Raw genomic sequence first — 23867 nt, 5'->3', positions numbered from 1 at the left:
CCGCCCACCCGGCGGGAGCCCTTTTCCCCCACGAAGGAGAAAACCATGGTCAGTGCCGTATTCCATTCCCCGCGCGATGCATCGTTTGATGCCGCCGACAGCCCATCCGCTCCCAAAATGCTAGCTGCTACCGCCCAAGAAACAAGCGCTAGCGCCCTGAAAGACGTAAAAATGGCCACACCCAAGATGCCTTTCGACTGGCGCGGCTTCTGGCGCCAGGTGGTGCCGCCCATCCTGGGCCTTGGCCTGCTGATCGGCATCTGGGCGATTGTGTCCATCACCACCGCCAGCAACATCCCCTCGCCATACGAGACCTTCCAGCAGGCCGTGGTGCTGTTCAGCGACCCGTTCTACCGCAAGGGCCCGAACGACCAGGGCGTGGGCTGGAACGTGCTGGCCTCGCTAGAGCGGGTGGCGCTGGGCTTTGGCCTGGCGGCGCTGGTGGGCATTCCGGCGGGCTTTGCGATTGGCCGGTTCGAGTTCATGGGCCGCATGTTCAACCCGCTGATCAGCCTGCTGCGCCCGGTGTCGCCACTGGCCTGGCTGCCGATTGGTTTGATGGTGTTCAAGGGTGCCAACCCTGCGGCCATCTGGACCATCTTCATCTGCTCGATCTGGCCCATGGTCATCAACACCGCGGTGGGCGTACAGCGCGTGCCGCAGGACTACATGAACGTGGCCCGCGTGCTGAACCTCTCCGAATGGAAGATCGTCACCAAGATCCTGTTCCCCGCCGTGCTGCCCTACATGCTGACCGGCGTGCGCCTGGCCGTGGGCACCGCCTGGCTGGTGATCGTGGCCGCCGAGATGCTGACCGGCGGCGTGGGCATCGGCTTCTGGGTGTGGGACGAGTGGAACAACCTGAACGTCAAGAACATCATCATCGCCATCTTCGTGATCGGCATCGTCGGCCTGCTGCTGGAATACGCGCTGATCAAACTCGCTACCGCATTTACTTTTGAAGAGGTGAAGTCATGAGCTCGCTGAATACCAAGTACATCGAAATCCAGGGCGTGGAACAGACCTTCAAGACCGCCAAGGGCATCTTCCCCGCCCTGCGCGACGTGAACCTGACCATTGCCAAGGGCGAGTTCGTGGCCCTGATCGGCCACTCGGGCTGCGGCAAGTCCACCCTGCTCAACCTGATTGCCGGCCTGACCGACCCCACCCGCGGCACCCTGCTGTGCGCCAACCGCGAGATCAAGGGCCCGGGCCCCGAGCGCGCCGTGGTGTTCCAGAACCACTCGCTGCTGCCCTGGTTGACCTGCTATGAGAACGTGTATCTGGCGGTGGAGCGCGTGTTCGGCGCGGCCAACAAATCCACTGGCGCACCGTCGGAAAACAAAGCCCAGCTCAAGGCCCGCACCGACGCGGTACTGGCCCTGGTAGGCCTGACCGCCGCCGCCCAAAAGCGCCCCGGCGAAATCTCGGGCGGTATGAAGCAGCGGGTGGGTATTGCCCGCGCCCTGAGCATGGAGCCCAAGGTCTTGCTGATGGACGAGCCCTTCGGCGCGCTGGATGCACTGACCCGCGCCAAGCTGCAGGACGAGCTGCTGGCCATCGTGCAAAAAACCCAGAGCACCGTGGTGATGGTGACCCACGACGTGGACGAAGCCGTGCTGCTGTCCGACAAGATCGTGATGCTGACCAACGGGCCCGCCGCCACCATCGGCGAAGTGCTCAGCGTGGACCTGCCCCGCCCGCGCAACCGCGTGGAACTGGCCGACAACGCCAACTACCAGGGCTACCGCAAGGCGGTGATCGACTTCCTGTACACCCGCCAGGCACACGTGGAAAAAATCACAGCCTGAGCCTGCCAGAGGGCTCCAGCGCAGGCGAAACCTGCGCTGGCAGCTATCGTAAAAATAGCACCCCGGCCTCAGGATTGCGGTGGGGCGCTCTGCCCGGCCTGCTCCCAGATGCGCTTGGGGATATGGCCTTTCAGCCGTTCCACCAGCAGCTCCACCACCTCCTCATTGACCGTATGCCCCAGGAAGGGAATCACATCCGCCGTGACGTCGCCGCCCAGGCGGACCAGCCGTTCGGCGGCGGCCACGGTGTGGCTGTAGGCCACCACCTCGTCGTTCTTGCCATGGATGAAATGCAGCGTGGTGGTGGCCGGTGCCCGCTCTGGCAGCTGGGCAAACCGCCCCGACAGCGCCACCACGCGGCCCGCCAGCGACGCCTCCAGCTGGGTGGCTTCCAGCGCCATGATCGCACCCTGCGAAAAGCCCACCAGCGCCGTCTCGGCGTCTGTCAACCCGGTGCGCTGCTGCCAGCCGCGCACGGTGGCCACGAAGCGCGGCATGCTGTCGGCAATGCGCTGCGCGCGGTTGTCTTCGCTGATGCCCTGCACCGAGAACCATTGGAATCCCGCGCCCAGGTCGGACGCATCCGGCCCGGCCACGCAGACCACCGCCGCCTGCGGAAACTCCAGCGCCAGCCGCTGGCCCAGCGGCACCAGGTTGTGCGGCGTACTGCCCACGCCATGGAACAACAGAAACAGCTGGCGCGGCGCGCTGGCGGGCATTTGGACGGTAAGGGATGCGGGCATGGTGGGGTTTCAGAAAAATGGGCAGCCCAGCATGTTAAACCCGCCACCGGTGTGCGCTGGCCGGCCCTTTCTGGTGCAGCCGGTGGTCAGCGGGCTGGCCCCGTTATTGCCTGATCTGTGCATGTCCTCCACTCCATCCACTACAAAAACCGTAGCTGCCTACGCTGATGGCATCGGCACCAACGGCCTATTTTCCTTGGGAAAGTACCGCGACATCGTGTTGGCCGTGGCGCTGTTTCTGTTGTTTGATCTGGGCGTGCTGGTGCTGAACTTTGCCACCTCCTACCAGATCGGCGAAGACGCGCACAGCATCAACCTGGCAGGCCGCCAGCGCATGCTGTCGCAACGCTCGGCCAAGGCCTTGCTGGCGGTGGAAGCCGCCCGCCAGCAGGGCCAGACGGCCCCCCACGCGCTGGCCGAACTGCGCGATGCCGTCAGCCTGTTCGATGCCACGCTGCAGGGCTTTGCACACGGGGCCATCGTCCCCAGCGGCAGCGGCCAGCCGGTCTATCTGAAGCCCGCCGAAGGGGCCGCCGCGGTGCAGGCGCTGCAACAGGCACAGGCCCTGTGGGCGCCGTTCCTGCGCGCCCTGGCCCCGGTGCTGAACGGCCTGGCCAGCGATGCCGACGTGCAGGCCGCCAGCACCTACGCCCAGGCCCACAACCTGGAGCTGCTGGGCCTGATGAACAGCCTGACCACCGCGCTGGAGGCCACCGCCTCCCGGCGCGCCACCACCCTGCGCCAGGTGCAGACCGCGGGCATCGTGCTGGCGCTGCTGAACTTTGCCTTCATCCTGTTCAAATTTTTGCGCCGCCTGCGCCGCCTGGACGCGGGCAGGGAGGCGGTGACCCGCGAGAACCGAGAGATTCTGGCCAGCGTGCGCGAGGGCCTGTTTCTGATCACGCCCGACTTCCGGCTCGGCTCGCAGGTATCGCAGTCGGCCCAGGGGCTGTTTGGCCGCCCGTTGCTGCCAGGCGACAGCTTTTTTGCACTGCTGGCTGGCATGGTGGACGACAAAGCCCTGCAGGATGCCCAGGACTACGTAGCCCTGCTGTTTGCGCCGCACGTGAAAGAGGCGCTGGTGCAGGACATCAACCCGCTGCTGGAAGTGCACGTGCTGGTCACCAACGGACTTGGACAGGCCGTGCCGCGCACCCTGGCCTTCCGTTTCAACCGGGTGCGTGCGGGCAAGGTCGTCGACCACGTGCTGGTCACGGCGCAAGACATTTCCGACCGCACCCTGCTGCAAACCCAGCTGCAGGCCGAGCGCCTGCGCTCGCAAAATGAGCTCGCCCTGCTGCTGGACGCCTGCCAGACCGACCCGGCCCTGCTGCGCCAGTTTGTGGCCCGCTCCGAGGCCGGCCTGCTGGAAACCAACGACCTGCTGGGTGGCGGCGTCCAGGGCCGACCCGCCCCCCGCAACCCGCTCGGCCCTGCGCTGGACCAGGCCGCCCGCCGCATCCACGCCCTGAAAGGCGACGCGGGCGCGCTGGGGTTGGATTCGCTGGTGCAGCAGGCCCATGCCTTTGAATCGGCCCTGCTGCAGGCCCGCAGCGACAACAGTGGCGACGGGCTGCGGGCGCTGTCCCCGCCGCTGGAAGCACTGATGGCCCGGATGGCGGCACTGAAAAGCCTGGCGGACATCCAGCGCGACAGCCGCCGGTCGGGCACAGGGTTGAACGCAGCACTGACCCGGCTGGCCATGGAAACCGCCAGCGCCCTGGGCAAGCGCGTAGCCGCCACCGTGCACCTGGACCAGCACGGTGCGCTGGCGGCCGATGTGGCCGATCTGGTGCGTGAAATCAGTACCCAACTGGTCCGCAACGCCGTGGTGCACGGTATCGAGGCACCCGCCACCCGCCAGGCCTCCGGCAAGGCCGCGGCAGGCCAGTTGGTGGTGCAATTGGCCCGCAACGGCACGGAATGGATCTTGCGTGTGCGTGACGATGGCCGGGGCCTGAACGCCAGCACCCTGCGGCAAAAGCTGCTTGACCTGGGCTGGTACAGCGCCTTGCAGCTAGAGAGCTTTGACGACCACCAGATCGTCGGCCACATCTTCAAGCCCGGCTTCTCTACCGTAGAGGCCACCACCGACGCTGCCGATGGGCGTGCGGGCATTCACGCGGGGCGGGGTGTGGGGCTGGACGTGGTGCAGGCCAACGTGCAACGCCTGGGCGGGCGTTTGACGCTGGCCTCCACGCCGGGGCAATTCACCGAAATTGCGATCCATTTTGAAATGTGACGTGCCTGCTTGTGAGACATAGACCGAGCCCAACACCATGCGTTTTCTAGTAGTGGACGATTCGAACATGATCCGCACGCGCATCAGCAAGATCGTGCAAGACGGCGGCCTGGGCAAGATCGCGCTCGTCGGCCTGGCCCGCAACGGTGTGGAGGCCCTGCGCATTGCCAAAGCCACCCAGCCCGACGTGGTCACCATGGACCTGACCATGCCCGAGATGGGCGGTATGGAATGCATCCGCGAAATGCTGCGCCTGCTGCCGAACACCAGCATCCTGGTGGTCAGCGCGCTGAACGACAAGGCCACCGCCATCGCCGCCCTGAAACTCGGCGCGCGCGGCTTTGTGGCCAAGCCCTTCACCGACGATGCCCTGCGCCTGGCCCTGCGCGATGTGATGGAGCACTAGGAGCCTGGGCGGCAGAAGGCATCGAAGCGAAAAGCGACCCCAGCGAGGACAGTTTTTGCCGGATTTGCAGGCCCATAGCCGTAGCTATGGGGCAAAAAGACGGTGAAAAATGGACCGCTGCGGTCGTTTTGCAGCCGATGCGCCTTCTGCCGCCCAGGCTCCTAGTAACGCCCTGCCGCCGCAGGACCCCCAGGATTTTCGTTCCTTCGATAAAAAAGAGCTGCCCATGCTTATTCCATAAGCATGGGCAGCTCTTATATCTATAGCGTTATCCGTTGCGCCGTGCGGAGGCCAAGCGCTGCACCACCGCCACCATCTGGTCGATCTCGGCGAAGGTGTTGTAGAACGCCAGCGAAGGCCGCACCGTGGTTTCCACGCCCATGCGGCGCAGGATGGGCTGGGCGCAGTGGTGGCCGGTGCGCACCGCGATGCCTTCCTCGTTCAGCGCCTTGCCGACTTCTTCGGTGCTGTAGCCCGCCAGCACGAAAGACATCACACTGGCCTTGTCTGCCGCCGTACCGATCAGGCGCACGCCGGGAATCGCACCCAAGGCTTTCATGCCGTAGGCCACCAGCTCATGCTCGTAGCGGGCGATGTTGTCGATGCCCACCTTGTTCACGTAGTCGATGGCCGCGCCCAGGCCTACCGCGTCGGCGATGTTGCCGGTGCCCGCCTCGAACTTGTTCGGGATGGGCTGGAACACGGTTTTCTCGAAGGTCACGTCGGCAATCATGTTGCCGCCACCCTGCCACGGCGGCATGTCTTCCAGCACCTCGCGCTTGCCCCAGACCACGCCGATACCGGTGGGCCCAAAGACCTTGTGGCCCGAAAAGACGAAGAAATCGGCCCCGATGTCCTGCACGTCCACCCGCATGTGCGAGATGGATTGCGCGCCATCGACCAATGCCTTGGCGCCCGCACGGTGGGCCAGCGCCACAATCTCCTTCACCGGCACCACGGTGCCCAGGGCGTTGGAAACCTGGGTGACAGCAACGATCTTGGTGCGGTCGTTGAGCAGCTTGCGGTATTCGTCCAGCAGCACCTGGCCCGAATCGTCCACCGGGATCACGCGCAGCTTGGCACCTTTGGCGGCGGCCAGTTGCTGCCAGGGTACGATGTTGGCGTGGTGCTCCAGGTGGCTGACGATGATCTCGTCGCCCTCGCCCACATGCTGGCCGCCCCAGCTCTTGGCCACCAGGTTGATGGCCTCGGTGGTGCCGCGCACAAAGATCACCTCGTTCACGTCCGGCGCGTTGATGAACTTTTTCACCCGCTCCCGAGCGCCCTCGTAGGCGTCGGTGGCGCGGGCGGCCAGGTCATGGGCGGCGCGGTGGATGTTGGAGTTTTCGTGCTGGTAGAAGTAGGCAATGCGGTCGATCACCGACTGGGGCTTGTGCGTGGTGGCAGCGTTGTCGAACCACACCAGCGGCTTGCCGTGCACCCGCTCCTGAAGGATGGGGAAGTCGCGGCGCACCGCGTGCACGTCGAACGCGGGGTGGGCACTACCTTGGTAGGCGGGTACCGCGTCGGCGGACGGGCGCGCGCCGGGCGTGGCGGGTGTCACATAGCCATTCGGCAGGGTGACGGCATCCACAAAGTAGAACGCGGGCGTGCTTTGCGGCACGGGCGGGGCCTTGGAGGCGCTGGCCGTGGGTACAGCCAGTGGCTGGAACGGCTGGCTGCTCAAGACATCGAAGCTAGAGGGCCCCGGCTTGCCTTGAATACCTTGCGGTGGCCCCAGCTTTTCCGCCACAAAGTAGAACGGCGAGCCCGCACCAGCGGCTTGCGGCACGCCTTGCAGCACACCGCCCACACGTGGGTCGTAGCCGGGCACGGCGCTGAGGGCCTTGTCGGGCACACCATTGCCCGCCTGGGCCTCGGGCAGCAGCGCGGGTGCACGGTTGCCCAGGTTCAGCACCTGGCTGGGCGAAGACGGCAGCAGGTTGGTGCCCGGAATCTGGCCCTGCGGGATCGGCGTGCCGGGTACGCTGGGGCCGAAGCCCGCGGGGCTGGACAGGGGCGAGCCGGGTGGCGCGATGTTGGCCGGGAACTGCGCCCCCGGCACTGCCGACCCAGGCAAAGCCTGGAACAGCGCACTGGCCATGGCCGCCAACGCCGCCGGGTCAGGCAAGCCCGCTGGCAAGTGGGGTTGAGGGAAGGGCATGGAAGGAGCAAGCTGTGCCATGGCTTACTTGTAGGTGTCGGTGTAGTCGTGGTATTTGCCGATTTCCACGTCGTCCAGCACGGCCAGCGCGTCGGTGGTCAGCACCGCCAGCGAGCAGTACAGCGAGATCAGGTACGAGGCAATCGCCTGGTCGTTGATGGCCATGAAGCGCACCGACAGGCCGGGCGCTTGCTCGCCGGGCAGGCCGGGCTGGAACAGGCCCACCACGCCCTGGCGTTTGTCGCCCACGCGCAGCAGCAAAATCTTGCTCTTGCCATCGGCCACCGGCACTTTGTCCGAAGGAATCAGCGGCACACCGCGCCAGGTGATGAACTGCGAACCAAACAGGCTCACGGTGGGCGGTGGCGTGCCGCGGCGGGTGGCTTCGCGGCCAAAGGCGGCGATGGCCAGCGGGTGCGCCAGGAAGAAGGCGGGTTCTTTCCAGACCTTGGTCAGCAGCTCGTCCAGGTCGTCGGGCGTGGGCGCGCCGGTCAAAGGGAAGATGCGCTGCGCATCTGTCACTTGCGACAGCAGGCCGTAGTCCGGGTTGTTGATCAGCTCGCTTTCCTGGTTCTCCTTGATGGTCTCGATGGTCAGGCGCAGCTGTTCCTTGATCTGGTCGTGCGGGCTGCTGTAGAGGTCGGAGATGCGGGTGTGCACATCCAGGATGGTGCTGACCGCGTTCAGAAAGTATTCGCGTGGCTGCTCTTCATAGTCCACAAAGGTGCGGGGCAGCTGGTTCTCGGTCTGGCGGGCGGTGCAGGTGACCTTGATGGACTCGGGGTTCTTCACCTTGTTCAGGCGGTAAATGCCCGCCTCCACCGGCACCCACTGCAGCAAATGCGTGAGCCATCGGGGCGAAATGGTTTCCAGCTGGGGCGCGGTCTTGGTCGCGTTGGCTAACTGGCGTGCGGCACTGTCGCCGAGGGTGGTGATGTTGCTCAAAGAAAAACTCCGTTCAGATGGTTAGGGTTACAGGGGAAGGGGAAACGGTTTGCGGTGCTTGCTGCTGGTCGGCTCGGGCCTGGGTGATGTGGGCGCCGGGCGGCACGCTGTGGGTCAGCCACACATTGCCGCCAATGCTGGCACCCTGCCCCAGCGTCACCCGGCCCAGCACGGTGGCCCCGGCGTAGATGACCACGTCGTCTTCCACGATGGGGTGGCGCGGCTGGCCTTTTTCCAGGTGGCCCTGGGCATCGGTGCTAAAGCGCTTGGCCCCCAGCGTGACGTTTTGGTAGATACGCACCCGCTGGCCGATGCGTGCGGTCTCGCCGATCACCACGCCGGTGCCGTGGTCGATGAAGAAGCCCGGGCCGATGCTGGCACCGGGGTGGATGTCGATACCCGTGGCGCTGTGCGCCAGTTCGGCCACGATACGCGCCAGCAGCGGCAGGCCCTGCCGATACAGCTGGTGGGCCAGCCGGTGGTGCAGCATGGCCAAGATGCCGGGGTAGCACAGCAGCACCTCGTCCACGCTACGCGCCGCCGGATCGCCATGGAAGGCGGCCAGCACATCGCTGTCAAGCAGGCGGCGGATGCCGGGCAAGGCCTGGGCAAACTGCTGCACCACCTGGGTGGGCTGGGTGCCGACCGGCACGTCCTCTACCAGGCGCAGCTCCAGCCGCACCTGGGCCAGCAGGCCATGCAGGGCCGCGTCCAGCGTGTAGCCCACGTAGAAATCTTCGCTTTCCTGGCGCAGGTCCACCGGACCCAGGCGCATGGGAAACAGCACGCCCTTGAGCGATTCGACAATGCCCGCCAACGCATTGCGCGACGGAAATTCACGCCCGCCCGGCTCGCTGGAGCGCCCTTGCGCCGCCCGCCATTCGCTGCGCACGCCGTGCAGGGCCTGCACCACGTGGCCGATGTCAAAAACCGGCGCGGCCATCAGTCCTGTACCCACGGCAGGTGGTGGAAGCGCCAGCCGTCGCCGCCACCGCGGTGCTGCTGGCCGTCGATCTCGCCCTCAAAGCCTTCGAGCACGTTGAAGACGCGCGTCAGGCCCGCCTTGGCTGCTGCTTCGGCCGCCAATGCCGAACGCTTGCCGCTGCGGCACAGCAACAAGACCACCGCCTCTTTGCCGCCGACCTTGGCTTCCAGTTCGCGGGCGAAACGCGGGTTGCGCGTCAGGCTGGTGCCGGTGGCCCAGGCCACGTGGGCGCTGCCGGGCACGTGGCCGACAAACTTGCGCTCCTCTGCCGTGCGCACGTCTACCAATTGGGCGGCACCGGCTTCAAACAAGCGCCAGGCGACTGCCGGGCTGACACCACCCGCATAGGGCAAGTTGGTGGCCAGAGCGACCGCACGGGCAGACTCCAGTTCGGGGGGCAGGCTGATCACTTCAGCGGTGTCGGATGGCATGCAAACTCCTGTGGTTCAGACCCGGCACACCAGCGTGCGGGGTTGTTGAAAGCCACTGTAGAAGCCATCTCCCCAATCTCAAACGACTAAGAAATCAGTTCTAAACAACCAAAACATCCGTTAGAACGTGTTCAAGGTCTTTTTAGGGCCGCGCAGGTGCCTGTTCGGGATGCGCAGCTAGGCGCAAAACCTTGAGCCTTGGCTTTCCGCCTTGGCTGGTTTTGTAACGACGCTGAGCGCCCGAAAAGGCACCGGCCCTTCGGGTTGGGGTGAAATCGGGCGATTTGTCTGCCGGAACCCTTGCATGGGCGGGGAGCCCATGCTGCGGTCTCCGACAACCAACTCATCCCGATTGCACCCCAACGCGACCCTAAAAAGACCTTGAACACGTTCTACGACAATCCGGCATGGAAAAAATCAGCACATCGCAGCGCCGCGTCGACATGGTGGTCTACCCCGGGTTCAAGGCCATTGAAGCCATCGGCGCGATGAGCGTGTTCGAGTACGCCAACCTGCACCTGGTGCAAGAAGGCCGCCCCGCGGGCTACGCACTGCGCGTCGTGTCCGACACGGCGGGCCCGGTGGCCTCTGACACCCACATGCTGCTGCAGGCCCAGGCCCTGCAGGCCAACGATTTGCCGCACACCGCCATCATCGTGGGCGCACGGCAGATCGAGGTGGCGCTGGCGGCCCACCCGGCCATCGTGGACTGGGCGGCGGCCGTGGCACCGCACATCACGCGGCTGGTGGCGCTGTGTTCGGGCAGCTTTTTTCTGGCGGCGGCGGGCGTGCTGGACGGCCTGCCCGCCACCACCCACTGGAGCGTGGCCGCCCTGCTGCGCGAAAGATTTCCGGCGGTGCAGGTGCAGGCCGACGCGATTTATCTGCGCTCGGGCCGCCTGTGGACATCGGCCGGGGTCACTGCCGGTATCGACCTGGCGCTAGCCCTGGTGGAAGACGACTTTGGCCGCGGCCTGGCGCTGCAGGTGGCGCGCGACCTGGTGGTGTACCTCAAGCGCCCGGGAGGGCAGTCGCAGTTCAGCGTGCACCTCACCAGCCAGAACACCAGCCACCCCGGCATCCGCACCATCCAGGACTGGGTGCTGTCCAACCTGTCGCTGCCGCTGGATGTGGCCCTGCTGGCCGACCGCGCGGCCATGAGCGAGCGCAACTTTCGCCGCGTGTTTGCCAAAGAGGTGGGCAGCAGCCCGCTGCAGTTCATCGAATCGGCCCGGCTGGAAGCGGGCCGCCGCCTGCTGGAAGAAGGCGACCTGCCGCTCAAATCCGTGGCCGGGCGCGTGGGCTTTGCATCCGAGCAACCGCTGCGCAAGCTGTTCCTCAAGCGCCTGGGCGTGGGGCCGCAGGCGTACCGGGAGCGCTTTGGTGGCGCGCGGCCCTGAACCTGTTTAAGCGGCCTTGCGCAGCTTGGCCACCTGCGTGGCCAGCACATCCATCAGCGTGGGCGACAGGCAGTCGTAGGTTTCCAGCCCCACGCTGTGCAGCTCTTTGCGGATGTCGGCCATCTGCTCCGGCGGGGTGCCGGTTTCGATGATGGACGACACAAAAGCCGCAAACTCCGGCCCGGTCCATCCGGCATCCTGGGACAACTCGGTGTGGATGAAGTCCAGCCCGTAGAACGCGTGGTCCTTGTTCTCGATACGGCCAAACATGTGCACGCCGCAGGCCTTGCAGGCATGGCGCTGGATGGTGGCGTTGGGGTCCACCACGTGCAGTTTTTCCGGGCGCGACACCACATGCACCTTGTCGCGCGGCACCACACCGACGATGGAAAACAAGGCGTTGGCCGGTTTCCAGCACTTGCTACAGCCGCAGGCGTGGTTGTGCGCCACCTGGGCATCCACCCGGACCACCACCGGGTCGTGGCTGCAGTGGCAGGTCAGCGTGCCGCCGCCAAAACCCGCTGCGCCGGGTTTTTTACTTTGGCCGATGGCCGGGTGCAAAGCTAAAAGGCTCATTTTTATGTCTCCTTGGCCTGTACCCCAGGCCCACTTTCACGCGGAACGGCCGCGCACCGCTGACTTTTGGCGCAGCTTAGAACAGCACCACACCACGGATCGATTCACCGCTTTTCATCAGGTCAAACCCCTTGTTGATATCTTCCAACGGCATGGTGTGGGTGATCAGCGGGTCGATGCTGATCTTGCCTTCCATGTACCAGTCCACGATCTTCGGCACGTCGGTGCGCCCGCGCGCCCCGCCAAAGGCCGAGCCCTCCCATTTGCGCCCGGTCACCAGCTGGAACGGTCGGGTGCTGATCTCGGCCCCGGCTTCGGCCACGCCGATGATGATGCTGCGGCCCCAGCCCTTGTGGGTGCATTCCAGCGCCTGGCGCATCACCTGGGTGTTGCCGATGCATTCGAAGCTGTAGTCGGCGCCGCCGTCGGTCAACTGGACGATGGCGTCAACCACATTCGGTACTTCCTTGGGGTTGATGAAGTGGGTCATGCCGAACTGGCGGGCCATGGCCTGGCGCTCGGGGTTGATGTCCACGCCGATGATCTTGTCGGCTCCCACCATCTTGGCGCCCTGGATGACGTTCAGGCCGATACCGCCCAGGCCGAAGACGACCACGTTGGCACCGGCTTCGACCTTGGCGGTGAACAGCACCGCGCCGATGCCGGTGGTGACGCCGCAGCCGATGTAGCAGACCTTGTCAAACGGGGCGTCCTTGCGGATCTTGGCCAGGCTGATCTCGGGCGCCACGGTGTAGTTGCTGAAGGTGGAGGTGCCCATGTAGTGGAAGATGGGCTGGCCGTCCAGGCTGAAGCGGCTGGTGGCGTCGGGCATCAGGCCCTTGCCCTGGGTGCCGCGGATGAGCTGGCACAGGTTGGTCTTGCGGCTCAGGCAGAACTTGCACTGGCGGCATTCGGGGGTGTAGAGGGGGATGACGTGGTCGCCCTTTTGGAGGGTGGTGACACCGGGGCCGACGTCGACCACGATGCCTGCGCCTTCATGGCCCAGGATGGCGGGGAAGATGCCTTCGGGGTCGGCACCGCTGAGGGTGTAGTAGTCGGTGTGGCAGATGCCGGTGGCCTTGATCTCGACCAGCACTTCGCCGAACTTGGGGCCGTCCAGGTCCACGGTTTCGATGGTCAGGGGGGCGCCTGCTTTCCAGGCGACGGCGGCTTTGGTTTTCATGGGGTGTCTCTCGCAATGCACAGGGTTCGGGGCAGGCAGCGGGTGCTGCCATTGCCGCGAATGTAATGCTGCATCGCCCCGCGCCATGGTGCAAGCGGGCAGGCCCTAGCCGACTTGGCCGCCCCGGGGCGCAAGTTGGCCGAAATGAACCGTTGCTTGTATTTTTGCCTATGCTACATTTTTAGTAGCTTGTCACGCTGATGGAAAAAGCGCTGGAGGCCGATTTTTTATAAATTTCAGGCGGCGATGCCGGCGGCATCGAACACGCCCTCAAACAGCACCGAGCTCAGGTAACGCTCGCCCGAATCCGGCAGGATCACCACGATGGTCTTGCCCGCGCTCTCGGGTTTTTGGGCCCAGCGCACCGCCGCCGCCACTGCCGCGCCGCAAGAGATGCCCGCCAGAATGCCTTCCTCGCGCGCCAGGCGGCGGGCGTAGTCCACGGCCTCTTCATTGCTGACCTGCTCGATGGCATCCACCAGCGACAAATCCAGCACATCGGGCACAAAGCCTGCGCCGATGCCCTGGATCTTGTGCGGCCCGGGTTTCAGTTCGTGGCCCGCGCGCTTTTGCGTCAGCACCGGACTGGCCGTGGGCTCTACCGCCACCGAAACAATGGCCTTGCCCTGGATGTGCTTGATGTAGCGCGACACGCCGGTGATGGTGCCGCCGGTGCCCACGCCCGAGACCAGGATGTCGATCTGGCCATTGGTGTCCTGCCAGATTTCCGGGCCGGTGGTGGTGGCGTGGATGGCCGGATTGGCCGGGTTCTTGAACTGCTGCAGCAGCACGTATTTGGGGTCGCTGGCGGCAATTTCCTCGGCCTTGGCGATGGCCCCTTTCATGCCCTTGGCACCGTCGGTCAACACCAGCTTGGCGCCGTAGGCTAGCAGGATCTTGCGCCGCTCCACGCTCATGGTCTCGGGCATGGTCAGGGTGATGGAGATGCCCTTGGAGGCGGCCACAAAGGCCAGCGCGATGCCGGTGTTGCCGCTAGTGGGCTCGATGATCTCCTTGCCCGGCCCCAGCAGGCCGCGCTTTTCTGCGTCCCAGACCAGCGCCGCGCCAATGCGGCACTTGACCGAATACGCCGGGTTGCGCCCCTCGATCTTGGCCAGCACGGTGGCCGCAGCCCCATCGGTGATGCGGTTCAGGCGCACCAGCGGCGTGCGGCCAATCGACAGGGAGTTGTCGGCATAAATCGAAGACATGGTGCGGCTTTCCAAAGAGCTAAAAGCGGCCACTCTAGGGGCAAAGCCAGCGCGTACCAACGACTTAAAAATCAGTTGCAAACAAGCAATCTGTCTGTGGCTGGTCACGTCATTGGTTATGCGAATTTCCCGTTTGCATATCCAGATTGCTTCGTTCACGGCTGCGTGTTCCCTCTCTACATTCGGGCTCCTCACCACTTACAGGACATCCACACCATGCCCATTCGCCCCTCCGTTGTTCTGGCCGCCACGCTCGCCACCTCCTTGTTCGCCCACGCCGCCTGGGCCGACCAGCTGGACGACATCAAGAAAAAAGGCGAGATCGTCATCGGCGTGCTCGGCACGGACGAACCCAACAGCTTTGTTGACCCCAAAACCCGCGAGATCGTGGGCTATGAGGTAGACATCGGCAACGCCATCGCCAAGAAACTGGGCGTGAAACCGGTATTCAAGCAACTGGCCGTGGCCGCCCGCATCCCCGAACTGCAACAGGGCCGGGTGGACATCCTGGCCGCTTCACTGACGCACAACAAGGAGCGTGAAGCCCAGGTCGATTTTTCACTGACCACCTTTGTCACCGGCCAGAAGGTGCTGGTCAAAACCAGCAGCGGCATCACCGACCTGCCCGCACTCGGCGGCAAGAAGGTGCTCACCGTCAAGGGCGGCACGCAAGAACCCAACATCCGCAAAGCCGTACCGGGCGTGGACGTGGTGACCTTCGAGACCACCCAGCAGGCATTTCTGGCGTTGCAGCAGGGCAAGGGCGTGGGCTATGTGAACGACGAGGCCTCGCTGGTCAACGACTACGCCAAGCTGGGCGCCGCCAAGAAAGACTACGCCATCCTGTCGCAAAGCATCAGCGTGGAGCCGCTGGCGCTGGGCCTGAAGAAGGGCGAAAAAAGCCTGAAGACCCTGGTGGACGGCGTGCTGCGCGACCTGGAAAGCTCGGGCGATGCCAACAAGCTGTTCGTCAAATGGTACGGACCGGACACCAAGCTGCAGTTCGACAAGCGCACTTTCAAAATCGACAGCGACCAGATCTAAAGCCTTTGCCGCACAACACAGGCCGCCGCTGCGGCCTGTTCCCATTTTTATGTTGCATTTTGATCTGAACCTGCTGCGCACCGGGCAGTACCACGACTTGCTGGTCAGCGGCTTGCTGCTGTCTCTGCAGCTGGCGGGCACCACCCTGGTACTGGCGCTGCCGCTGGGTGCGGCCATCGCCCTGCTGCGCCTGTCGCCCTTGAGGCTGCTGCGCAGCCTGGGCTGGCTGTATGTGGAGAGCATCCGCAATGTGCCGCTGCTGGCGCACCTGCTGTTCTGGTACTTCGGCGCGCCCGAGTTGCTACCCGACGCACTCAAAGAATGGCTGTACGCGCGCAACATCGAGGCTATCAGCGCGGTGGTGGCGCTCACGCTGTACACCGCCGCCTACATGGCCGAAGACATCCGCAGCGGCATCCGCGCCGTGCCCTGGGTGCAAACCGAGGCCAGCCGCGCGCTGGGCTTGGGCTTTCTGGCCACCATGCGGCTGGTGGTGCTGCCGCAGGCGCTGCGCGTGACCATACCGCCGCTGCTGTCGCAAACCCTGAACCTGTGGAAGGACACCAGCGTGGCCACCGTCATTGGCGTGGCGGAGCTGATGTACCAGGCCGCCAAAGTCGAGTCGGCCAGCTTCCGCAGCGCCGAAGCGTTTGCCTTTGCCACCAGCGCCTACCTGCTGGTGTCGCTGGCCATTACCGGACTGGGCGCGTGGTACCACCACCGCTACCCGGTGCGCACCGTTTAAGGCCCCGAATATGTGGGAGCTTATCCAGACCTACTGGGTCTATTTTCTGGTCGGGCAGTACCCGAACGGCCCCCTGGGCGGGCTGGCGTTGACGGTGCTGCTGGCTGCGCTGGCGCTGCTGGTGTCGCTGCCGCTGGGCATTGCGTTGGGCCTGGCACGCGTCAGCCCGTACCGCGCCATCCGCTGGCCTGTGACTGCCGGGGTGTACCTCGTGCGCGGGGTGCCGCTGCTGATGGTGATCTTCTGGGCCTACTTCTTTCTGCCCAGCCTCACCGGCCACAAGACCGACCAGTTCAGGACCATGCTGATGGCCCTGGTGGTGTTTGACAGCGTGTACCTGGCGGAGATCGTGCGCGCAGGCATCCACGGCGTACCCAAGGGCCAGGTGGAAGCAGCCCGTTCGCTGGGTTTGGGCTACCTGGCAACCATGCGCCTGGTGGTGCTGCCCCAGGGCCTGCGCCACATGCTGCCCTCGCTGGTCAACCAGTTTGTGGCCACCATCAAAGCCACCTCGCTGGGCTACATCATCGGGCTGACCGAGGTGTCTTTCATCGCCGCGCAAATCAACACCCAGGTGTTCACCCAGAGCACCGCCGTCTACACCCTGTTGGCGCTGGCCTATTTTGTTTTGTGCTTTGGCCTGTCGCGCTTCGCGTACTGGCTGGAGCAGCGCACCCACACTGTGAGAGTTTCCGCATGATCCAACTGCACAAGGTCAACAAATGGTACGGCGACTACCACGCCCTGGTGGACGTAACCGAGACCATCGCGCGCGGCGAGGTGGTGGTGGTCTGCGGGCCGTCCGGCTCCGGCAAGTCCACCCTGATCCGCACCCTGAACCGGCTGGAATCCATCCAGTCGGGCAGCATCCAGCTCGACGGCCAGGACATCTACCGCCGCGGCGTGGACGTGAACCAGCTGCGCTCGGGCATCGGCTTTGTGTTCCAGCAGTTCAACCTGTTTCCGCACCTCACCGCGCTGCAAAACTGCACCCTGGCCCCACTGCATTTGCGTGGCCTGCGCCCCGCCGTGGCCCGTGAAGAAGCCTTGAACCTGCTGGAGCGCGTCGGTCTGGCGCACAAGGCCGATGCCTATCCTGCCGCGCTATCGGGTGGCCAGCAGCAACGCGTGGCGATTGCCCGCGCCCTGGCCATGCACCCGCCGCTGATGCTGTTCGACGAGCCCACCAGCGCACTCGACCCCGAGATGGTGGGCGAGGTGCTGCAGGTCATGCGCTCCCTGGCCCAGGACGGCATGACCATGGTCTGCGTGACCCACGAAATGGGCTTTGCCCGCGAGGTGGCCGACCGTGTGCTGTTCATGGACCAGGGCCGGGTGCTGGAGCGGGCCACGCCGCAGGACTTCTTCCGCCAGCCGCAGCACCCGCGGGCGCAGCAGTTTCTGGCCGACATCCGCACGCCGCTGGCGGCTTAGAACGTGTTCAGAGTCTTTTTGGGGCCGCGCAGGTGCCTGTTCGGGATGCGCAGTTAGGCGCAAAACCCAAGCCAAGGCTTCTGCCTTGGCTGGTTTTGTAACGACACTGAGCGCCCGAAAAGGCACCTGCCCTTCGGGTTGGGGGGAAATCGGGCGATTTGTCTGCCAGAGCCCTTGCATGGGCAGGGAGCCCATGCTGCGATCTCCGACAACCAACTCATCCCGATTGCACCCCAACGCGGCCCCAAAAAGACTCTGAACACGTTCTTAGAAGGGCTTGTCGCCCACGATGGTCGCCCGGTGCATCACGCGGCGGTGCGGCAGGTAGTCCACCGTGGCGTAGTGCTGGGTCAGGCGGTTGTCCCAGAAGGCCAGGTCAAACGGCTTCCAGCGCCAGCGCACCGTGAACTCGGGCTTGGCGATGTGGCCGCGCAGGTAGCCCAGCACCGCATCGCTCTCCTTCTTCTCCAGCTCCAGGATGCGGCTGGTGAAACCCTCGTTCACAAACAGGCCGCGCCGCCCGCTGACCGGGTGGGTGCGCACCACCGGGTGCCGTACGGGCGGATTCTTGGCGCAGGCGGCCTCCCAGCGCTGGCGCTCGTCGGGCGTGCGGGCATAGCGCCAGGCCGGGAACGACTGGGCAAAGTCGTGCTCGGCATGCAGCGGGTCGAGGAAACGCCGAAACGGCTCGGACAAGGCCTCGTAGGCGGCAATGCCGCTGGCCCACAGCGTGTCACCACCGGAAGGAGGCAAGTGCCGGGCCGACAACAAAGCCCCCATCGGCGGGGTGTCGATGAAGGTCACATCGGTGTGCCAGTTGTCGTTGTCGGGCGGGTTGTCGAGGTCGGTGTCCAGCACGATGATCTCGCGGGCCTCGGCATGCTGGGGGTAGATGGGGTGGATGTGCAGGCTGCCAAAACGGGCCGCCAGGTCGCGGTGCTGGGGCGCGGTGAGCGGCTGGTTCTCAAAAAACAGCACATGGTGCTGCAGCAACGCCTCCAGCAGCGCGTCGCGCTGGGGGTCGGCCGGGGGAAGGGCCAGGTCGATATCGGACACCAGCGCACCGATGGTGGGGCCGAGGGCTTGCACTTGCATGGGTTCACTTTGCGAAAGACGAAACCGCTACGGTAGCGGTCTGCAACGGTGCTGCCAACGACGCGAATCAGATGTGCTTATGCGGATTTTGCTGCGGACGGGCAAAAAAATGGCTGGTGGCTTGCAAGCAAGCCACCAGCCCAAGTTCCCACAGTTGCCCTCTGTGACTTCCCCTCTACAAAAATTTAAACCAAAAGTGCCTCAAGCGCTTATTCCATCAGCGTGACAAGCTCCTTTTTACATAGCATTAATGGGTCGCCGCCTCCACCTGCTGGCCGCCGCCCACCAGCGCAAAGCCTGCCGCCAACCAGCCATCGGTGCCACCGGTCAGCACCGACACGTTCAACCAGCCCAGGCGCACCAGCGTGAGGGCCGCCAGGTGGGCGCGGGTCTCGTCGGCATCGACCAGCACGGTGCGCGTGCCCCGGTTGGGCACCAGGCGCTCGATCCACTGCGCCAGCCGCTCCAGCGGGGCCGACACGGTGTAGGGAATGTGGGCCACGGTGCACTCGGCCTTGTCGCGCACATCCAGCACGGCGATGTCGTTGCCATCCTCCAGCGCAGCTTGCAAAGCCTGCGGCGCGATGCGCGCGTGGCGGATCAAAGCGGGCGGCGCAAAGGTGCTGTAGGTACCGCCGTCGGTCCCGGCAAACACCACCCGGTCCACCAGGCGGTCCAGTGCCAGGCCGTACAGGTGCAGGTGCAGGCCGGGCGCGCCGTCCAGCAAAAGAATAGTGTGCACCTCGTCGGGCGTCAGCGTGACCGAGGTGCCGGGCACCACGTCGATGCTGCGCAGCGGCTCCAGGCGGTCGCGCGCCGGGTCGTCGGTGGGCTGGCGGCCATAGACCAGGTTGCGCTCGTTGCCCTGCACCCCGGCAATGATGGCCCAGGTGGTGTGGTCGTGTGGCGGCTGGCCCTTGCCCGGCAGTGCGGCCGAGATGTACAGCGCGTAGCGGCCATCGGGATCTTCGGCCAGGCGGTAGATGTGGGCCGGGTCGGCAGCCGACACCGGGAAGTGCGCGGGCACAAATAAATCCTGGCGCAGACCCAGTTGTTCCAGCGCCTGCGCCACCGCGGCCAACTGCGCGGGCTGGGCCTGCTGCGGGTCGGGCAGCAGACGGCGCACGGTGTCTAGAAAGGCGCTGATGGCGTGGGCGCGCTGGCTGGCAATGTCTGGGCCGTACGTGGCGGGGTGGTGGGGCATGGTGGGCATCCGGTGTGGCTATGGGTTCACAGCGTAAGCCTGCATCCCGCCAATGGCAACGACGCAAAACGCCTAACGATATGCAGCGCCCAGCCGCCCCGCCCCTCAGACAGTTAAGCCATATCGAATCTACGATTTGTTAGTTTGTGTAAACCACAATCTGGCAAATAATCAAATTCAGTTATTAAATATGGCGCCCTTATATGAATTTCCAGCAATTGCGCTCCGTCCGCGAGACCGTGCGGCGCGGCTTTAACCTGACCGAGGTGGCCAACGTGCTGCACACCTCCCAGCCCGGCGTGAGCCGCCAGATCCGCGAGCTGGAGGAAGAGCTGGGCATCGAGCTGTTTGTGCGCGCAGGCAAACGCCTCACCGGCCTGACCGACCCCGGCGGCCACGTGCTGCCCATCATCGAACGCATGCTGCTCGACAGCAGCAACCTGCGCAAGGCCGGGGAAGAGTTCGTCTCGCGCCAAAGCGGTCTGTTGTCCATCGCCGCCACCCACTCCCAGGCCCGCTACGCCCTGCCCATGGCGGTACAGGAGTTTCGCAGCCAGTTCCCCAACGTCACCCTGCACCTGCACCAGGGCTCGCCCGCGCACGTGGCCGAAATGCTGCTGTCGGGCGAGGCCGACGTGGGCATTGCCACCGAGGCGCTCACCCAGTACGACGAGCTGGTCGCCCTGCCCTGCTACCCCTGGACGCACTCGGTCATCGTGCCGCCCGGCCACGCGCTGCTGGACGGCCCGCTGACGCTGGAGCAGCTGGCCCGCTACCCGCTGATCACCTACGACAACGGCTTCACCGGCCGCACCCGCATCGACCAGGCCTTTGCCCAGCAGCAACTGGTGCCGCACATCGCCATCGCCGCCATGGATGCGGACGTGATCAAGACCTATGTGGAGCTGGGCATGGGCGTGGGTATCGTGGCCTCCATCGCCTTCGAGGCCGAGCGCGACCTGGCCCTGCGCGCCGTCGACGCGGGCCACCTGTTCGGCATCAACATGACCAAGCTGGCGGTGCGGCGCGGGGCCTATTTGCGCGGCTACGTGTACGCGTTCATCGCGTCGTTTGCGCCCACGCTGGACCGGGTGGCGGTGGAGCAGGCGCTGGCGGGGAAAGCCGAGGTGATTAACTATGTGATTTGAGGCGGACTTCTTTTTTGCGGGCCAAGGCTTGGCCTGCGCTGGGCATGGCCCGCCCCACGGCGACCCCCTGCAGAAAGCCGACCAGTCCGCGGTCCACCTCATATTTTGCGGCCAGCAACCCGGCTTGCACCACATCCCGTGCAGCCCCTAGGCGCAACTGCAACCCCGTGGCCTGCCGGTACCAGTGTTTGGCACGCCGCTGGGGCAAACAGTGGACCAGCGCCTCGACGCCATAGCGCATGCGCTTGGCGAGGATGCGTACCCGGTGCTGGCTGTCGGGGCTGCCGCTGTCCTGGCGGGCGCGCTTCAGTTGCCGGTGCATGCGGGCCATGCGCAGCCTGCTCCAACGCCGCAGGGACCCCGTGGGTTCACCCGGCACGCCGCCAGGCCCAGGCAGGGCCGCCAAGCCGTCCAGCCATTGTGTGGTGGCCAACAAAGTAGCGCCCACTGCGGGCTCCAACAATGCGTAGCGGACAGATTTGCGTTGCAGGTCGGCAGCGTGTTGGAGGGTGTGTGCCATCGCCTGCCAGGCGTCGGCACGCTGGGCATCTCCCGCCGAATAGGCCTGCGCGAGTGCCGGCAAAGTCTCGGTGCAAGCCACATCCAGATCCCGCAATTCGCCCAGCAAGCCCAGCAGCATGTGCAGGGGCTGCCAAGCGGGTACGGCGTCCATCGCCACGGCGGGTTTGAACAGCCGCACAGCGCTTCGAAAACGCCGCCAACCAATCCGGGTCTGGTGCACGGTTTCCGGATCGTCCGAGCTACGTACCGCCATCAGATTGGTGGTGAACTGGCAGAACATTTCGCCCAAGACGCACGCCGCCGCCTCGGGAACGGACTGGTTTTTGGTGAGCGTGGGCGGGTGGGCGTGCAGCGGGGCGTCCAGGCAGTTCTGTGCCAGCGCGTAGCCCCGCTCCGATTTGCTCTTGTTTAACGGCAAGACTGCGATGGTGCAGGCAATCTGGTGGGCGATGTCGAACAGCGCCGTCGATGGGCCGGCCAGCAGCTCCAGCTCCAGCTCGCAGATGGACACATCTTTTTCACCGGCCGTGATGTGTCCGATGTCCAAGGCCACTTCGACCACGCTTGCGTCGCGACGCCGCACCACCCAAAGGGTTCGCTCGAAAGTCGTCAAAAATGCGGGCGCCAAAGAGGGAAACACGGTGTCGTCAGGGTCAATCTTGGCCCACGGCGTGGATTTGAGGGCCTCCCGTGCCAACGTGGGGCTGGGCACCCGGACTTCCCATTCGCCGCGCTGGCTCAACGCCGAGTGGCCACGGTCTCCGGTCTTCAGGGTCTGTAGCCAGCGCGGCGCGGCCTCGCTGCCAACCCGCCGTATCCGCAACGCCACGCGCTGCTGGTGCAAGATTTGCTCCGGCGTGTCGTAATAGACGTTGTGCAATGTCTGACGGGTCGGCTTGCGGCGCGCCAGGATGGGCACACGGGCCAGTAGCCTGGCCAGGCTGGACGGATCGGACGTGGGCAACGCCAACTTGAGCTCGATTTCCTGCGGGCTTTGGCCCAGAGCCGCTGATTTCATCGCTTTCCCCCAATGCAAACGCCCAGCCCGCCGTTCGCGCCACACGCTGTGCCGAACATGCCCTTGCTAACTTTAGCCGAAACGGGGTGTTTTGCCAGGCCCAGGGCTGCCGCATATCCATATCTGAATCCCTTCGTTGCCCGGCCCCACCCACGCCGCTAAGGTGCAGACGTTCTTCAACTTCCCGGAAAGCGCCACCATGGCCAGACAACTCAAATTTGGATTCGTGCTGCACGGCGTGGGCGCAGGCTGGGGCGATTGGCGCCACCCGGCTGCGGTCACGGATGCCAGCGTCAACTTCGGCTTCTACAAGGAGCAGGCGCAACTGGCCGAGCAGGGCCGGTTCGACTTCTTGTTTGTGGCCGACAGCGTGCACATCACGCCGCGCTCCAGCCCGCACTACCTGAACCGCTTTGAGCCGCTGACGATTCTGTCGGCGCTGGCGGCGGTGACCTCGCACATCGGCCTGGTGGCCACCGTCACCGCCAGCTACAGCGAGCCCTTCACCGTGGCGCGGCAGTTTGCCTCGCTGGACCACATCAGCAATGGCCGCGCGGGCTGGAACGTGGTCACCTCGTGGCTGGACGGCAGCGCCCGCAACTACAGCAAGCCCACCCACTACGACCACGATGTGCGCTACGCACTCGCCAAGGAGCACCTGGGCGTGGTGCAAGGCCTGTGGGATTCGTGGGAAGACGACGCGCTGGTGCGCGACAAGGAAACCGGCGTGTTCTTCGACCCGGCCAAGCTGCACCGGCTGGACCACAAGGGCGACTTCTTTGCCGTAGAAGGGCCGCTGAATATCAGCCGCTCCCGCCAGGGCCAGCCGGTGGTCTTCCAGGCCGGTGCCTCCGAAGACGGCAAACAGTTTGCCGCCACCGAAGCCGATGCCATCTTCTTCCACGCCGACACGCTGGAAGAAGCCCAGGCCTACTACCGCGATGTGAAGGCCCGCGTGGCCGCGGCGGGCCGCAACCCCGACCAGGTGCACCTGCTGCCCGGCATCCGCCCCATCGTGGGCCGCACCGCCGAAGAAGCCGAGCGCAAGTACGAGGAATCTGCCGCCCTGGTGCCCATCGAGAATGCCATCGCCGCGCTGGCCCGGCCCTTCAACGACCACGACTTCTCGGCCTACCCGCTGGACGCCCCCTTCCCCGACCTGGGCGACCTGGGCCGCAACAGCCAGCAAAGCGCCAGCGACCGCATCAAGCAGGTCGCCAAAGACAAAGGCTGGACGCTGCGCGAAGTCGCCCTGTGGCACGCCCGCCCCAAGCGCAGCTTCGTCGGCACCGCCGAGCAGGTGGCCGACGAAATCCAGCGCTGGTTCGATTTGGGGGGTGCCGACGGTTTCAACTTCTTCGAAGCCCTGCCCAACACCTCGCTGAAAGACTTTGTGGCCCTGGTGGTGCCACTGCTGCAGGCGCGCGGCATCTACCGCACCCAATACGGCCAGGGCACGCTGCGCGACAACCTGGACCTGCCGGTGCCGGTGAACCGCTATGTGGCGGTGGAAGAAGCCGAGGTTGGTGAAGAGGAAGTAGGCGCCTGCAGTCTTTAAGA

The 23867-nt window shown here is 65.2% G+C and carries 22 protein-coding genes; 11 read left to right on the top strand and 11 right to left on the bottom strand.

What is annotated here, in order from left to right; genetic code table 11:
- The first annotated feature begins 45 nt into the window (after positions 1-45).
- On the top strand, positions 46-978 hold the full coding sequence (gene ntrB / locus AB3G31_RS08960) for a nitrate ABC transporter permease (RefSeq protein WP_367849839.1): 933 nt from the start codon (positions 46-48) through the stop codon (positions 976-978).
- Positions 975-1811 (top strand): ABC transporter ATP-binding protein, encoded by an 837-nt coding sequence (locus AB3G31_RS08955; protein ID WP_367849838.1) that lies wholly within the window; start codon positions 975-977, stop codon positions 1809-1811. Before ntrB ends, AB3G31_RS08955 begins: the two co-directional genes overlap by 4 nt.
- 68 nt (positions 1812-1879) lie before the next feature.
- Here AB3G31_RS08955 and ypfH read toward each other — a convergent pair whose 3' ends face one another.
- Positions 1880-2554, bottom strand: coding sequence for an esterase (ypfH, locus tag AB3G31_RS08950; protein WP_367849837.1), 675 nt, complete (start codon positions 2552-2554; stop codon positions 1880-1882).
- A 121-nt stretch (positions 2555-2675) separates the two neighbouring features.
- On the opposite strand from ypfH, the gene AB3G31_RS08945 reads away from it, so the two are divergent.
- Positions 2676-4796: an ATP-binding protein gene (locus AB3G31_RS08945; RefSeq protein WP_367849836.1), complete on the top strand. Its 2121-nt coding sequence runs from the start codon at positions 2676-2678 to the stop codon at positions 4794-4796.
- A gap of 37 nt (positions 4797-4833) precedes the next feature.
- Positions 4834-5202: a response regulator gene (locus tag AB3G31_RS08940; protein WP_367849835.1), complete on the top strand. Its 369-nt coding sequence runs from the start codon at positions 4834-4836 to the stop codon at positions 5200-5202.
- Positions 5203-5470: 268 nt separating this feature from the next.
- Here AB3G31_RS08940 and AB3G31_RS08935 read toward each other — a convergent pair whose 3' ends face one another.
- From AB3G31_RS08935 to AB3G31_RS08920, 4 genes are read right to left on the bottom strand one after another with little or no spacing between them, the layout of a single operon-like run.
- Positions 5471-7366 carry a family 2A encapsulin nanocompartment cargo protein cysteine desulfurase gene (locus AB3G31_RS08935; RefSeq protein WP_367849834.1) on the bottom strand — a complete coding sequence of 632 codons (1896 nt, stop codon included), beginning with the start codon at positions 7364-7366 and terminating at the stop codon, positions 5471-5473.
- A gap of 24 nt (positions 7367-7390) precedes the next feature.
- Positions 7391-8311: a family 2A encapsulin nanocompartment shell protein gene (locus tag AB3G31_RS08930; protein WP_367849833.1), complete on the bottom strand. Its 921-nt coding sequence runs from the start codon at positions 8309-8311 to the stop codon at positions 7391-7393.
- A 13-nt stretch (positions 8312-8324) separates the two neighbouring features.
- A complete protein-coding gene (gene epsC, locus AB3G31_RS08925) occupies positions 8325-9254 on the bottom strand; it encodes a serine O-acetyltransferase EpsC (RefSeq protein WP_367850313.1) in 930 nt (309 codons plus the stop codon).
- Positions 9254-9727, bottom strand: a complete 474-nt coding sequence (locus tag AB3G31_RS08920) for a rhodanese-like domain-containing protein (RefSeq protein WP_367849832.1) — start codon at positions 9725-9727, stop codon at positions 9254-9256. The genes epsC and AB3G31_RS08920 overlap by 1 nt, the downstream gene beginning before the upstream one ends.
- A gap of 407 nt (positions 9728-10134) precedes the next feature.
- On the opposite strand from AB3G31_RS08920, the gene AB3G31_RS08915 reads away from it, so the two are divergent.
- Positions 10135-11127 carry a GlxA family transcriptional regulator gene (locus AB3G31_RS08915; RefSeq protein WP_367849831.1) on the top strand — a complete coding sequence of 331 codons (993 nt, stop codon included), beginning with the start codon at positions 10135-10137 and terminating at the stop codon, positions 11125-11127.
- 6 nt (positions 11128-11133) lie between these two features.
- Here AB3G31_RS08915 and gfa read toward each other — a convergent pair whose 3' ends face one another.
- From gfa to cysK, 3 genes are all read right to left on the bottom strand, one after another.
- Positions 11134-11703 (bottom strand): S-(hydroxymethyl)glutathione synthase, encoded by a 570-nt coding sequence (gene gfa / locus AB3G31_RS08910; protein ID WP_367849830.1) that lies wholly within the window; start codon positions 11701-11703, stop codon positions 11134-11136.
- 76 nt (positions 11704-11779) lie between these two features.
- Positions 11780-12886 carry an S-(hydroxymethyl)glutathione dehydrogenase/class III alcohol dehydrogenase gene (locus AB3G31_RS08905; protein ID WP_367849829.1) on the bottom strand — a complete coding sequence of 369 codons (1107 nt, stop codon included), beginning with the start codon at positions 12884-12886 and terminating at the stop codon, positions 11780-11782.
- Between the two features lie 236 nt (positions 12887-13122).
- Positions 13123-14097, bottom strand: coding sequence for a cysteine synthase A (gene cysK, locus AB3G31_RS08900; RefSeq protein WP_367849828.1), 975 nt, complete (start codon positions 14095-14097; stop codon positions 13123-13125).
- Between the two features lie 216 nt (positions 14098-14313).
- Between cysK and AB3G31_RS08895 the strand changes: the two genes are divergently transcribed.
- From AB3G31_RS08895 to AB3G31_RS08880, 4 genes are read left to right on the top strand one after another with little or no spacing between them, the layout of a single operon-like run.
- On the top strand, positions 14314-15141 hold the full coding sequence (locus AB3G31_RS08895) for an ABC transporter substrate-binding protein (protein WP_367849827.1): 828 nt from the start codon (positions 14314-14316) through the stop codon (positions 15139-15141).
- A 49-nt stretch (positions 15142-15190) separates the two neighbouring features.
- Positions 15191-15886 carry an amino acid ABC transporter permease gene (locus AB3G31_RS08890; RefSeq protein ID WP_367849826.1) on the top strand — a complete coding sequence of 232 codons (696 nt, stop codon included), beginning with the start codon at positions 15191-15193 and terminating at the stop codon, positions 15884-15886.
- Between the two features lie 10 nt (positions 15887-15896).
- A complete protein-coding gene (locus tag AB3G31_RS08885) occupies positions 15897-16586 on the top strand; it encodes an amino acid ABC transporter permease (protein ID WP_367849825.1) in 690 nt (229 codons plus the stop codon).
- A complete protein-coding gene (locus AB3G31_RS08880) occupies positions 16583-17320 on the top strand; it encodes an amino acid ABC transporter ATP-binding protein (RefSeq protein ID WP_367849824.1) in 738 nt (245 codons plus the stop codon). Before AB3G31_RS08885 ends, AB3G31_RS08880 begins: the two co-directional genes overlap by 4 nt.
- A gap of 267 nt (positions 17321-17587) precedes the next feature.
- Here the strand turns inward: AB3G31_RS08880 and tauD are convergent, their stop codons facing one another.
- Complete coding sequence (tauD, locus tag AB3G31_RS08875; RefSeq protein WP_367849823.1) at positions 17588-18415, bottom strand: taurine dioxygenase; 828 nt, start codon at positions 18413-18415, stop codon at positions 17588-17590.
- Positions 18416-18662: 247 nt separating this feature from the next.
- The gene (locus tag AB3G31_RS08870) at positions 18663-19619 is read right to left on the bottom strand and encodes a rhodanese-like domain-containing protein (protein WP_367849822.1); all 957 of its coding nucleotides are present in this window, start codon (positions 19617-19619) and stop codon (positions 18663-18665) included.
- 203 nt (positions 19620-19822) lie between these two features.
- Here AB3G31_RS08870 and AB3G31_RS08865 point away from each other — a divergent pair, with 203 nt between their 5' ends.
- Complete coding sequence (locus tag AB3G31_RS08865) at positions 19823-20767, top strand: CysB family HTH-type transcriptional regulator (protein ID WP_367849821.1); 945 nt, start codon at positions 19823-19825, stop codon at positions 20765-20767.
- On the opposite strand, the gene AB3G31_RS08860 is transcribed toward AB3G31_RS08865, so the two are convergent.
- The gene (locus AB3G31_RS08860; protein ID WP_367849820.1) at positions 20751-22307 is read right to left on the bottom strand and encodes a CHAD domain-containing protein; all 1557 of its coding nucleotides are present in this window, start codon (positions 22305-22307) and stop codon (positions 20751-20753) included. The genes AB3G31_RS08865 and AB3G31_RS08860 overlap by 17 nt on opposite strands.
- 199 nt (positions 22308-22506) lie before the next feature.
- Here AB3G31_RS08860 and AB3G31_RS08855 point away from each other — a divergent pair, with 199 nt between their 5' ends.
- Positions 22507-23865, top strand: a complete 1359-nt coding sequence (locus AB3G31_RS08855) for an LLM class flavin-dependent oxidoreductase (RefSeq protein ID WP_367849819.1) — start codon at positions 22507-22509, stop codon at positions 23863-23865.
- Positions 23866-23867: the final 2 nt, after the last annotated feature.

Source organism: Rhodoferax sp. WC2427 (genome assembly GCF_040822085.1).
In the GTDB taxonomy this organism is placed as follows: domain Bacteria; phylum Pseudomonadota; class Gammaproteobacteria; order Burkholderiales; family Burkholderiaceae_C; genus Rhodoferax_B.
This window is presented reverse-complemented; position numbering and strand designations above follow the sequence as displayed.

What these genes read in the sequence shown, in the direction of transcription:
- AB3G31_RS08915 (WP_367849831.1), top strand. Translation starts at nt 10,135, where the DNA reads ATGGAAAAAATCAGCACATCGCAGCGCCGCGTCGACATGGTGGTCTAC.
- AB3G31_RS08895 (WP_367849827.1), top strand. Translation starts at nt 14,314, where the DNA reads ATGCCCATTCGCCCCTCCGTTGTTCTGGCCGCCACGCTCGCCACCTCC.
- AB3G31_RS08920 (WP_367849832.1), bottom strand. Translation starts at nt 9,727, where the DNA reads ATGCCATCCGACACCGCTGAAGTGATCAGCCTGCCCCCCGAACTGGAG.
- gfa (WP_367849830.1), bottom strand. Translation starts at nt 11,703, where the DNA reads ATGAGCCTTTTAGCTTTGCACCCGGCCATCGGCCAAAGTAAAAAACCC.
- AB3G31_RS08935 (WP_367849834.1), bottom strand. Translation starts at nt 7,366, where the DNA reads ATGCCCTTCCCTCAACCCCACTTGCCAGCGGGCTTGCCTGACCCGGCG.
- AB3G31_RS08860 (WP_367849820.1), bottom strand. Translation starts at nt 22,307, where the DNA reads ATGAAATCAGCGGCTCTGGGCCAAAGCCCGCAGGAAATCGAGCTCAAG.
- epsC (WP_367850313.1), bottom strand. Translation starts at nt 9,254, where the DNA reads ATGGCCGCGCCGGTTTTTGACATCGGCCACGTGGTGCAGGCCCTGCAC.
- AB3G31_RS08940 (WP_367849835.1), top strand. Translation starts at nt 4,834, where the DNA reads ATGCGTTTTCTAGTAGTGGACGATTCGAACATGATCCGCACGCGCATC.
- AB3G31_RS08945 (WP_367849836.1), top strand. Translation starts at nt 2,676, where the DNA reads ATGTCCTCCACTCCATCCACTACAAAAACCGTAGCTGCCTACGCTGAT.
- cysK (WP_367849828.1), bottom strand. Translation starts at nt 14,097, where the DNA reads ATGTCTTCGATTTATGCCGACAACTCCCTGTCGATTGGCCGCACGCCG.
- AB3G31_RS08955 (WP_367849838.1), top strand. Translation starts at nt 975, where the DNA reads ATGAGCTCGCTGAATACCAAGTACATCGAAATCCAGGGCGTGGAACAG.
- AB3G31_RS08905 (WP_367849829.1), bottom strand. Translation starts at nt 12,886, where the DNA reads ATGAAAACCAAAGCCGCCGTCGCCTGGAAAGCAGGCGCCCCCCTGACC.
- AB3G31_RS08865 (WP_367849821.1), top strand. Translation starts at nt 19,823, where the DNA reads ATGAATTTCCAGCAATTGCGCTCCGTCCGCGAGACCGTGCGGCGCGGC.
- AB3G31_RS08880 (WP_367849824.1), top strand. Translation starts at nt 16,583, where the DNA reads ATGATCCAACTGCACAAGGTCAACAAATGGTACGGCGACTACCACGCC.
- tauD (WP_367849823.1), bottom strand. Translation starts at nt 18,415, where the DNA reads ATGCAAGTGCAAGCCCTCGGCCCCACCATCGGTGCGCTGGTGTCCGAT.
- ntrB (WP_367849839.1), top strand. Translation starts at nt 46, where the DNA reads ATGGTCAGTGCCGTATTCCATTCCCCGCGCGATGCATCGTTTGATGCC.
- AB3G31_RS08870 (WP_367849822.1), bottom strand. Translation starts at nt 19,619, where the DNA reads ATGCCCCACCACCCCGCCACGTACGGCCCAGACATTGCCAGCCAGCGC.
- ypfH (WP_367849837.1), bottom strand. Translation starts at nt 2,554, where the DNA reads ATGCCCGCATCCCTTACCGTCCAAATGCCCGCCAGCGCGCCGCGCCAG.
- AB3G31_RS08855 (WP_367849819.1), top strand. Translation starts at nt 22,507, where the DNA reads ATGGCCAGACAACTCAAATTTGGATTCGTGCTGCACGGCGTGGGCGCA.
- AB3G31_RS08890 (WP_367849826.1), top strand. Translation starts at nt 15,191, where the DNA reads ATGTTGCATTTTGATCTGAACCTGCTGCGCACCGGGCAGTACCACGAC.
- AB3G31_RS08885 (WP_367849825.1), top strand. Translation starts at nt 15,897, where the DNA reads ATGTGGGAGCTTATCCAGACCTACTGGGTCTATTTTCTGGTCGGGCAG.